Here is a 10,804-nt window from a genome sequence, read left to right as displayed (position 1 = left end):
TCAGCGAGTATCAAAGACTCGTTAACGGAGTTAAAAGACTCGTCAGCGAGTATCAAAGACTCGTTAACGGAGTTAAAAGACTCGTCAGCGAGTATCAAAGACTCGTTAACGGAGTTAAAAGACTCGTCAGCGAGTATTAAAGACTCGTTAACGGAGTTAAAAGACTCGTTAACGGAGTTAAAAGACTCGTCAGCGAGTATCAAAGACTCGTTAACGGAGTTAAAAGACTCATTCACGAGTATCAAAGACTCGTCAGTGAGTATTAAAGACTTATCCCCTATTCCTCCATACCCAATCCCACTATCTTCATTGAAGTTGTTCAATTAGCTCAGTAATTTGTTGATAATACTGAACATTTCCCTCTTGGTAATACAAGTCTGCGGATTTCTGGAAATCCGCAATTGCTCTTTGAGAATCACCTAAATTTTGGTAGACATCTGCTCGAAGGATGTAAGCTGAAGCCCAATGAGGCTGAAGCTGTAAGGCTTCATTTAAGTCAGTAAGCGCTCCCTGTATATCTCTCAATAGAGAACGGCTACGACCCCGATTGTACCAGTCTTCAGCAAAACTGGGGTCGAGCGCGATCGCTCGACTATAATCTTCTATTGCCCTTTGATAATCTTCTAGGGCATAGCGAGCATTAGCGCGATCGCTGTAAAATGCAGCAGATTGGGGATTTATTTGTAAAGCTTGGGTGTAATCTGCGATCGCATTTTCATAAGCTTCTAAAGCATAATGGGTTGAACCTCGGTTGTAATATGCTTCAATTAAATCAGGATTAATTTCCAATGCTTGATTATAATCTGCGATCGCTCCTTGTTCATCCCCCAAAAGCCGACGAGCATTTCCTCTATTACAATACGCTTGCGAAAATTCAGGAACCAACTCTATTGCTTGAGTGTTATCGTCAATTGAACCCTGTAAATCTTGGAGAGCTTCACGGGCAATTCCCCGACCATAATAAGCTGCGGCTAGGTTATCATTAATCTCTAATGCCCGATCGTAATCTTTAATTGCTCCTTTATGATCTCCTAAAGAACGACGAGCCGCAGCGCGATCGCAATATCCTTCAGGTAAACTAGGATTGAGTTGTAATAGGCGATTGCTATCTTCAATTGCGCCTTGATAATCTCCCAGTCGGCGGAGAGCATTAGCCCGAAAGCCATATATTAAAGCTAGAGTCGGATTTTCTTGTAAGGCTCGGTCATAATCTGCGATCGCACCCTTATAATCTTCAAGAGTACTACGGACAAGACCCCGTTCACAATAGGCTTGCACATCATCAGGATTTAACTTTAGCGCTTGGTTAAAATCCTCAATTGCTCGGTGATATTCTTTGAGATGAGCAAGAACCAAACCCCGATTGTAATATGCTCCGGCAAACCTGGGATTTAGTTCTAAAGCGCGGTTGTAATCTGCGATCGCACTTTGATAATCTGCTAAAGAGTAGTGGGCATTACCTCGATTATGATAAGCCTCCGCCAACTTAGGATCTAATTGTAATGCTCGGTCATGATCTGCGATCGCTTCGGGAAAATTTCCTAAGATATGGTGAATATTACCCCGATTGCTGTATGCTGCGGCAAAATTGGGATGCCACTGTAAAGCTTGTTGAAAATCTGCGATCGCTCCTTGACGATCGCCCTTTTCAAAACAAGCTACACCTCGATTATGATAAGCATTGGCAATATCAATATTGATATTATCAGCTAACTGGGTACTAGTTTCGATTGTTTTGATATAATCAGCGATCGCTTTGTCGTATTTTTCTAAAGCAAAGTAGGCATTACCCCGACTGTGGTAAGATTGGGCGAGATTGGGATCGATTTGCAATGCTTGATTATGATCTGCGATCGCTCCTTGATAATCGGCTAAAAAGTAACGAGCATTACCTCGCTGAGAGTAGGCTGTGGCAAAATTGGGGTTGATTTCTATAGCGTGGTTGAAAGTAGCGATCGCTTTTTGATAATCCCCTTGTAAACTGTGGTTTAATCCTTGGTTTAATAATTCTTCAGCATTCATATAATTTTCCTGGATTTCGACATTCCCTAGCTTAAAGGCAACGGCATTCTTAACGATATGTTTTGATAATTGTTCCAGCTTATTGTGCCTCTTGCTAAGATTTTAATTCCTGATTTTCTGTGAGATTATATCAGTGCGACGATTTTCAGGCGACTTAAACACCAGCAAGCACCGCAAATAACAACGGTGGGTGTATGACTCGCCGTTTTTTACTGAGATTGTTATAGTAGCGGATAACACATATATTAAGTGCGATCGCATCTACTATCAATATGGTTAAAGAGTCTCAAAATCGGCTTAAACACTTCGCTGCACTAAAATCTAAATATCAAGTTGCTAATTATCAAGATTCATCATCCGCGAGTCTGCTGTATTTCATACTACGAAAAGCTGACTTGGGAATTGAACTCCTTGACTTAGAATCTAATTGGTTACAAGAGCATGAGCTTTTTGAAACCCTTGAAATTATCTGGCTACAACAATTTACAATGGGAGAATCCAAAAGACTAGAAGCTGAATTTTCTCATCTAAAAGCTAAGTATAAAGTTGCTAAAAATTGGGAATCATCAGTAGGCAGTGTTTTGTATCCAATACTTTGGAAACTTGAATCAGAAAATAGTTTGACTGATTTAGAAGTAAAATTCTTGCGAGATAATAATCTTAATCAAACAATTACAATTGTTCAAGATATAAAACACTTTGCTAATCTAAAGTATAAATATCATGCTACCAAGTATCAAGATTCATCTCCTGATAGCCCAGTGTATAAAATACTCAAAAAGCTAGATACAGAAGCAAGTTTAAGTGATGCTGAATATGAGTGGCTGCTAGATAATGAACTTTTTGAAACTATAGAATTTTTTGAAAAACAAGAGTTTATAAATGAAATTGCTAATGATAAATATGCTAATACTCTAGAGTTAAATATAGAATCAGGGAAAACTCTAAATGAAACAGAAATTGAGTGGCTGAAAAATCATGAGCGAGAATATATAATTATTCTCGCACAAGAAAAGCACTTTGCAGGGTTGAAATCAAAATATGGTGTTTTAGACTATCAAGATAAATCGCACACCAGTCTTTTATACACAATTCTACAAAAGCTTGAGTTAAAGGAGCGACTTGAACCAACACATGTTGCTTGGCTTCAAGAGAATAAAACGGAAGTACCTCAAGCTACATATAGTTATTATATGTGTCAAGAATATAAATTATTCTCTGGTAAGATTTTAATTGCTTACCACACAATTGAAGCAAATTTCTATGAGCAGGAGTTTCAGCGCACTGACAATAAATGGAATTTAGTAAATGCTAGCAGCCATTGGCGCAAAGCAAATGAACCAGAACAGGCATTGCAACTGACGAATAATTTACACTTCGACAGAATCCAGGTGAATAAACTTAGGTCAGCTTTGCTAACTAGCAGAGGTGGAGCCTTTCGAGATATTGAAAAATTAGATAAATCCGAAAATTGCGCTCGTCAAGCTATTGAGTATCAGCCAGAAAGCCATCATCCTTACACCTTGATGGGAGCTATTTGTTTTGAACGGTATCAATATTCAGATGGCGAGTATTGGTTTCAAGAAGCAATCAAACATGGGGCTAATCCTAGAGATATGGATTCTGAAATCAAGCGAGTAGTGAAAAATGCTAAGGATGAAAATAAGCGTCGAGAAGTAATAGAGTACCTGCTGAAAAAAGATTCACAACGCTATTCTTGGGCTAAGTCTTATCTCAAGAAGTCGCAAGATAATAGTAAATAAACTGGGTTGCATCACCAAACTATCAACACATGACCAGATTTATTCATGACCAATTCGCCAAAGACTATCTCGAACAATTACTCACTCCTTACGGCGAAGTCCAAGCAGCTAGACGAGTTGCAGGAGAAGTTAGACAAATTGATGTTTATTTCATCCCCAAACCACAACCAAGTAACATACCAGAAACCCTCGGATTATTAGGTCAACTTGTCACTACCCCTTCTCTATTTGAACCATTTCGTAACGCAGCGTCAGCTACAGAAATTTGCGATTGTCTCTTAAAATTATTAGAGGTGCGTGGCGATTTCTACCGACAAGCCAATCGAAATAAAACACGCATTCTAGAATCTGATTTACCAAAATTATGGATTCTTACCCCCACAGCATCACCACAACTTTTATCAGGATTTGGTGCTAATCCAAAAGACGACTACTTGCCTGGGATACACTTTATGCCAGAATATTTACGCACCGCAATAGTAGCAATTCATCAGTTGCCATCCATATCAGAAACTTTATGGCTGAGAATCATCGGTAGAGGGAACGTTCAAAAGCAAGCAATTGACGAACTAGAAGCACTGACTCCAGATAATCCTTTCCGAAAAGCAGCGTTAGAATTGCTGTACAACTTGCAGCAAAACTTACAAGTCACTCAAAATCAAGATGAGGAAGATAGGGAATTACTTATGCGATTAGCACCACTTTACCAACAAGACCGAGAACAGGCTAAACAACAAGGAATTCAGCAGGGAGAACGTTTGGTGGTGGAAAACTTGCTCAAATTTCGTTTTGGTGAAGTAGATAATGAACTTCAAGAAATTATTGAACCTTTATTGACGTTACCACCAGAAGAATTTACGCCTTTACTATTGCAGTTATCCCGTGAAGAATTAATTAATCAATTTCACTAGCGTCAATCATATATTTTTTGATGATTAGGCTAAGAGGTTATTTGAAAAGTATTTAGCTGTGATTTTAGGCACTTGTTGATCCCCCCTAACCCCCCTTAAAAAGGGGGGAACTGGAATCAAAGTCCCCCTTTTTAAGGGGGATTTAGGGGGATCTCAAACGTTTTGCTACTAAGAAAAGGACTTTTCAAACATCCTCTAAGGCTTAAAGAAGAAGGGAAAAATTTTAAATCTTTTCCCTTTTTATTTTTTCCACTTTCTACCTCACGTTACAATGTAAAACCGAAGACATTAATACAGTATTATGAATCCTACTGACGCAAAACTACATCATTAGAGGCAATTCATGAATTGCTCCTACCTCAAAATCAGTATTATGATTATTATTTGCGTAAGTTTTAATGAAAATAAGTCTCTAAAAATTTTAACCAATAGAAACTTGAGCTTATAGGTTTATATAAATGGATTTTCTGACAATTCTAGGATTAGCTGCTGCCACACTAACCAGTACTGCATTCTTACCACAGATGTTTAAAACATGGCAAACAAAATCAGCAAAAGATGTTTCTTCAGTTACGCTGATTACATTCATAATTGGTGTTTTTTTATGGTTAATCTACGGAATTTATCTACAAGCCTTACCAATTATTCTTGCTAATAGCGTGACATTGTTTTTTAACTTGATAATTCTATGGCTTAAAATTAAATATAGATAACCCTACTCATAACTAAAACCTCTGACACCATAAAAAGGGATATATTCTGTTATTAACAGGAAAAACAATTGTAAACTACCTGTTTATAGCCTTTATGTAACTGTATTAATTACGAATTATCATGACCTCATCTGTATTTGAATCTGAACGCCTCCTTTTCACCCCCACCACCCCAGACACCAACGCTATTCCCATAATCTTCGCCTTTCCCAATGAATATAGCGTAGGTATCACTAGCCTTGGCTATCAGGTAGTTTGGGCAACTTTGGCAATGCGTGATGATGTCCAGGTGAGTCGCCTGTTTACAGATACTCACGAACAACTCCCCAGAACACCAGAAATTGTGGGATTTTCAATTTCCTGGGAACTGGATTATGTGAATATTTTAAATTTATTGGAATCTTTAGAAATTCCCATTCAAGCAAGTTCTCGTGATGATTCTCATCCGATAATTTTTGGTGGTGGCCCGGTTCTCACAGCTAACCCCGAACCTTTTGCAGATTTTTTTGATGTAATTTTACTGGGGGATGGCGAAAATCTACTAGGAAATTTCATTGAGGCGTACAAAGAAGTCAGAAATGCTTCTAGACAAACTCAACTAAAAAGACTTGCACAAGTCCCAGGGATTTATATTCCTAGTTTGTATGAAGTCGAATATCACACAAAAGATGGTGCAGTCAAGTCAATTAAACCAATTTCTCCAGAAATTCCCGCAGTGGTGCAAAAACAGACTTATCGGGGAAATACTCTATCGGCTTCGACTGTAGTCACCGAAAAAGCCGCTTGGGAAAATATTTATATGGTGGAAGTGGTGAGAAGTTGTCCAGAAATGTGCCGCTTTTGTTTGGCGAGTTATCTCACACTGCCTTTTAGAACAGCCAGTCTGGAAGATTCTTTAATTCCCGCGATCGCAAAAGGTTTAGAAGTCACAAATCGACTAGGATTATTGGGGGCTTCTGTAACTCAGCATCCAGAGTTTGAAGATTTGCTAGATTATATCAGTCAACCAAAGTACGATGATGTCCGTCTCAGTATTGCCTCAGTGCGAACCAATACCGTAACAGTCCAGTTAGCAGAAACTTTGACAAAACGAGACACGCGATCGCTTACCATTGCAGTAGAGAGTGGTTCTGAGAAAATCCGGCAAATTGTCAACAAAAAGCTGCATAACGACGAAATTATCCAAGCAGCGATAAATGCCAAAACTGGCGGATTAAAAAGCTTGAAACTCTACGGAATGGCAGGAATTCCCGGTGAAGAAGCAGAGGATTTAGACCAAACCGTGACGATGATGCGTAATATCAAAAAAGCTGCACCAGGATTACGCCTAACATTTGGATGCAGCACATTTGTCCCCAAAGCGCACACACCATTTCAATGGTTTGGGGTAAATCGGCAAGCAGAAAAGCGGTTGCAGTTTTTGCAAAAACAGCTAAAACCACAGGGGATAGAGTTTCGTCCAGAAAGCTATAATTGGTCGATTATACAAGCTTTGTTGTCGAGAGGCGATCGTAGACTCTCCCAACTTCTGCAACTAACTCGTGACTTTGGCGACTCCTTGGGTAGCTACAAACGTGCTTTCAAACAACTCAAAGGACAAATCCCCGATTTAGATTTTTACGTCCACGCCGAATGGTCAACAGAGCAAATATTACCCTGGAGCCACTTGCAAGGGCCTCTACCACAGTCTACACTACTAAAGCATTTGGCTGATGCCCAGAGTTATATCAACCCATCTCCAAAAGAACTACAGCCGTTACTGGGGGCTAGGGACTAGGGACTGGGGACTGGCGACTGGCAACTGGCGACTGGGGACTGGGAATTAAGGACTAAGATAAAAATTTAATATCCAATTCCCAATTCCCAATGCCCAATGCCCAATGCCCAATTTCCAATCCTAAAAACTTGATGCAAAATACAGCTGAGTATTACTGCGCTTATTGCGGTGAACCGAACTTAACTTTTATTGATTTGAGTGCTGGAGGACAGCAATCTTATGTAGAAGATTGCCAAGTTTGTTGTAACCCAAATGTTTTGTATGTCCGGGTTGATGAAGATACTCTAGATATCGAGATTGATACAGAATCCGAAAGTTGAATTTTAGGTTTTTCTTTCCATGCTGCACTTTAAACATTCCTCAGTAATAAATGCCTCACCCGAAGTAGTTTGGAAATTTCACGAAAGGCCAGATATTTTGCAAATGCTGAATCCACCTTGGCAACCAGTCCAAGTGGTTCGCCGTGAAGGGGGACTGAACGTGGGCGCTATCACAGAATTTCGCCTGTTTCTCGGCCCATTACCATTAACTTGGTTAGCGCGTCATACTGAATGCGACAAATATCGCCTGTTTACCGACGAACAGATTTCTGGCCCTTTTGAGTCTTGGGTACATCGACATGAATTTGAATCGGAAGCTGGCAAAACTAGGCTGACTGATGCTATTTCCTTCTCTATGCCTGGTGGAGGGACAGTTGAATTTGTTAGTGGTTGGTTAGTGCAAGCGCAACTAGAAGCAATGTTTCGCTATCGCCATTATGTGACTAAACGAGAATGTGAGTCACGATAGCAAAATGTGCTGAACAATAAAGTTTAGGACTTATGCACTGTACAAATTAGTCATAGTATGCTCTCACCGAAATAGCTTGTTTCAGACTTTGACTAATTATATTTTTACCGAGAAATTAACCGTGGAGTAGGGGTTTAGCAATGCTAAACCCTTACGAGAAATATGGTTTTTCCGCGATATATATTTATTGTTTTCTGTCAATGCGTAAGTCCTAAAGTTATCTCAAAATTCCAAAAACAAGAAAAAAGCCATAGACGTTTATAAGATTTACGCAAAACTACACACTGTAGGGGCAATTCATGAATTGCTCCTACCTGAAAATAAGGGTTTTGACCATTGTTTGCGTCAGTCCTAGTTGATTCTCTCCAAATCTGTACAAATATAAAAGGCTACTTTTTCTAACGAGAAAATGTCTTTAGTCCGAACTTTAGAATATGGTAAGTTTCAGTATTTACTCACGATGCCGCTTTAAAAGCTACACCGGAAACAGGAAATTGCTTAACTTAATTCCCTGCTTTTACCGCTAACTATTATATAAACGTCTATTTATTTTTAAGGCTTCATCTATTTAGAAATTACCAAATAGAAACACTGTTTTCTGTAAACGCTAAAATTATTGGCGTTGTTATTTATACTTTTTGCCTTTTAACCGAAAACAGTTTTGGGTATAGCGCTTGTATATGTAATAATAGTTAAAGTATCTTTACGTTTGTACATATTATTATAGTATTGGCACTGTCCAATCCAAAACACTGACCACTAATAGAGTTTTCTGAATGCTGGTTAGTGCTTTTTGTCGTGACTATATTTTAGGAATTTTTACCTGAATACTAGGCGGAGTAAAAGCGTGATTCAATTAGAACAACCACCCAATCATCAAACAAAACTGACCACAGTAGGGAAAAATAAATCTCAGTTTAAGGGACTTTTCATTGCTATTCTCATTGTTACTGCATGGGTCATTAGCCTGAGTTTATTACTTTCCCTTGACATTTCCAAGTTAACATTTTGGATTCTATTGCCCACCATACTTTGGCAAACATTTTTATATACAGGGTTATTTATTACATCTCATGATGCTATGCACGGGGTAGTATTTCCCCAAAATACCAAGATTAATAATTTTATTGGGACATTAACCTTATCTCTATATGGCCTTTTATCATATAAAAAATTATTAAAAAAACATTGGATACACCACCACAATCCAGCGAGTCAAATAGACCCAGATTTTCATAATGGGAAATACAAAAATTTCTTCGCGTGGTATTTTCATTTTATGAAGGGTTACTGGAGTTGGGGACAAATCATTGCCTTGACTACTATCTATCACTTTAATAATCACGTCCTCCATATACCATCTGATAATCTAACTTACTTTTGGGTAATTCCTTCGCTTTTAAGTTCATTCCAACTATTTTACTTTGGTACTTTCCTACCTCATAGTGAACCCATAGGAGGTTATATTCAGCCCCATCGTTCCCAAACGATTAATCGTCCAATTTGGTGGTCATTTATTACGTGCTATCATTTTGGCTATCATGAGGAACATCACGAGTATCCCCATGTTCCTTGGTGGCAGTTACCAGAAATTTATAAAAGCAAATAGTTCTTATTTATCTAAATATCATGGCAATAAATAAGAGTCAGATGGTAATCGATAGCATTACTAAATCATTTGTAAAAATTTCTGCTGACTCTTCTCTCTGTGTCGCGCCAGTTGCTACAAGTCGCGGAAGCCGCCCAATGCACTGGCTTCTCTGTGCCTCTGTGCTTCGTTAAAAAAGTAATTTTCACAAATCACATAGAATTGCTATATATAGTTTAAGCAAGGCATTCTTTGAAATTATCCGGCTTATGCCAATTAATAATTCTCATCTTGTCACCTATAGCCCTGCTTATACAATTGTTCCCACTTACGAATGCTTTAATCGGTGTAGTTACTGCAACTTTCGTAGTGAACCTGGTAAAAGTCCCTGGATGAGTCTTTCAGATGCAAGAAATATTTTAAAACCACTTCAAAGCGAAAAAATCTGTGAAATCCTCATACTAAGCGGTGAAGTTCATCCAAATTCGCCAAAGCGTGAGGAGTGGTTTGGGCTAATTTATGATTTGTGCAAGTTAGCGCTTGCAATGGGATTTTTACCACACACTAATGTGGGGCCCTTGAGCTTTGATGAAATGCAAAAGCTTAAAGGTGTAAATGCTTCGATGGGGCTGATGTTGGAACAGTTAACGCCAACATTGTTAAATAGTGTACATCGACACGCACCGAGTAAATTACCAGAAATTCGTTTACAACAATTGCAGTGGGCAGGAGAGTTACAAATTGCCTTTACAACTGGGTTACTTTTGGGAATTGGAGAAACCGTTAATGATTGGTGGGAAACCTTAGAAGCTATATCTAACTTGCACCAACGTTACCATCATATTCAAGAAGTCATTCTGCAACCTCATAGTCCTGGAAATCAGCAAACTTTTGATGCACCACCTTTTAATCCCCATCAGTTACCACAAGTAATTGCTAAAGCCCGTGAGATTTTACCGCCAGATATTACTATTCAAATTCCGCCGAATTTAGTTAAGGATGACTGCTGGTTACTCGCTTGTATTCAAGCTGGTGCTAGGGATTTGGGCGGAATAGGGCCAAAAGATGAAGTGAATCCTGATTATCCCCATATTCAGGAACAGGCTTTGAGAAATATTTTACAGCCTGCTGGGTGGGAATTAGTGCCGCGATCGCCAGTTTATCCGCAATTTGATAGCTGGCTATCGGAAGAATTACAAACAGCAGTGAAGCGATCGCGGAATGCTATGTTATTGGTTTAA

10 protein-coding genes are annotated in these 10,804 nt (G+C 38.9%); 8 read left to right on the top strand and 2 right to left on the bottom strand.

Annotated elements, in window-relative coordinates:
- Together V7K38_RS22180 and V7K38_RS22175 are read right to left on the bottom strand one after the other, a co-directional pair.
- Nucleotides 1–323: hypothetical protein (locus V7K38_RS22180; RefSeq protein WP_442940790.1), on the bottom strand; the 323-nt coding region annotated here is incomplete at its 3' end.
- Nucleotides 307–2,022 (bottom strand): tetratricopeptide repeat protein, encoded by a 1,716-nt coding sequence (locus V7K38_RS22175; protein ID WP_334860669.1) that lies wholly within the window; start codon nt 2,020–2,022, stop codon nt 307–309. The genes V7K38_RS22175 and V7K38_RS22180, both read right to left, overlap by 17 nt.
- 272 nt (nt 2,023–2,294) lie before the next feature.
- Between V7K38_RS22175 and V7K38_RS22170 the strand changes: the two genes are divergently transcribed.
- From V7K38_RS22170 to cofG, 8 genes are all read left to right on the top strand, one after another.
- Entirely contained in the window at nt 2,295–3,785 is a 1,491-nt protein-coding gene (locus V7K38_RS22170; protein WP_334860667.1) for a hypothetical protein, read from the top strand.
- Between the two features lie 29 nt (nt 3,786–3,814).
- Nucleotides 3,815–4,696: a hypothetical protein gene (locus tag V7K38_RS22165; RefSeq protein ID WP_334860665.1), complete on the top strand. Its 882-nt coding sequence runs from the start codon at nt 3,815–3,817 to the stop codon at nt 4,694–4,696.
- A gap of 458 nt (nt 4,697–5,154) precedes the next feature.
- A complete protein-coding gene (locus tag V7K38_RS22160) occupies nt 5,155–5,409 on the top strand; it encodes a SemiSWEET transporter (RefSeq protein ID WP_334860663.1) in 255 nt (84 codons plus the stop codon).
- Nucleotides 5,410–5,530: 121 nt separating this feature from the next.
- A complete protein-coding gene (locus V7K38_RS22155) occupies nt 5,531–7,186 on the top strand; it encodes a B12-binding domain-containing radical SAM protein (RefSeq protein ID WP_334860661.1) in 1,656 nt (551 codons plus the stop codon).
- A gap of 131 nt (nt 7,187–7,317) precedes the next feature.
- Entirely contained in the window at nt 7,318–7,506 is a 189-nt protein-coding gene (locus V7K38_RS22150) for a CPXCG motif-containing cysteine-rich protein (RefSeq protein WP_334860686.1), read from the top strand.
- 19 nt (nt 7,507–7,525) lie between these two features.
- On the top strand, nt 7,526–7,975 hold the full coding sequence (locus V7K38_RS22145) for an SRPBCC family protein (RefSeq protein WP_334860660.1): 450 nt from the start codon (nt 7,526–7,528) through the stop codon (nt 7,973–7,975).
- A gap of 847 nt (nt 7,976–8,822) precedes the next feature.
- A complete protein-coding gene (gene crtW, locus V7K38_RS22140; protein ID WP_334860659.1) occupies nt 8,823–9,584 on the top strand; it encodes a beta-carotene ketolase CrtW in 762 nt (253 codons plus the stop codon).
- A gap of 248 nt (nt 9,585–9,832) precedes the next feature.
- Nucleotides 9,833–10,804: a 7,8-didemethyl-8-hydroxy-5-deazariboflavin synthase subunit CofG gene (cofG, locus tag V7K38_RS22135; protein WP_334860657.1), complete on the top strand. Its 972-nt coding sequence runs from the start codon at nt 9,833–9,835 to the stop codon at nt 10,802–10,804.

Source organism: Nostoc sp., from assembly GCF_036917465.1.
Lineage (GTDB): Bacteria > Cyanobacteriota > Cyanobacteriia > Cyanobacteriales > Nostocaceae > Nostoc.
The sequence above is the reverse complement of the archived record's forward strand: the minus strand, read 5'-3'. Positions and strand labels throughout refer to the sequence as shown.

What these genes read in the sequence shown, in the direction of transcription:
- V7K38_RS22175 (WP_334860669.1), bottom strand. Translation starts at nt 2,022, where the DNA reads ATGAATGCTGAAGAATTATTAAACCAAGGATTAAACCACAGTTTACAA.
- V7K38_RS22170 (WP_334860667.1), top strand. Translation starts at nt 2,295, where the DNA reads ATGGTTAAAGAGTCTCAAAATCGGCTTAAACACTTCGCTGCACTAAAA.
- V7K38_RS22165 (WP_334860665.1), top strand. Translation starts at nt 3,815, where the DNA reads ATGACCAGATTTATTCATGACCAATTCGCCAAAGACTATCTCGAACAA.
- V7K38_RS22160 (WP_334860663.1), top strand. Translation starts at nt 5,155, where the DNA reads ATGGATTTTCTGACAATTCTAGGATTAGCTGCTGCCACACTAACCAGT.
- V7K38_RS22155 (WP_334860661.1), top strand. Translation starts at nt 5,531, where the DNA reads ATGACCTCATCTGTATTTGAATCTGAACGCCTCCTTTTCACCCCCACC.
- V7K38_RS22150 (WP_334860686.1), top strand. Translation starts at nt 7,318, where the DNA reads ATGCAAAATACAGCTGAGTATTACTGCGCTTATTGCGGTGAACCGAAC.
- V7K38_RS22145 (WP_334860660.1), top strand. Translation starts at nt 7,526, where the DNA reads ATGCTGCACTTTAAACATTCCTCAGTAATAAATGCCTCACCCGAAGTA.
- cofG (WP_334860657.1), top strand. Translation starts at nt 9,833, where the DNA reads ATGCCAATTAATAATTCTCATCTTGTCACCTATAGCCCTGCTTATACA.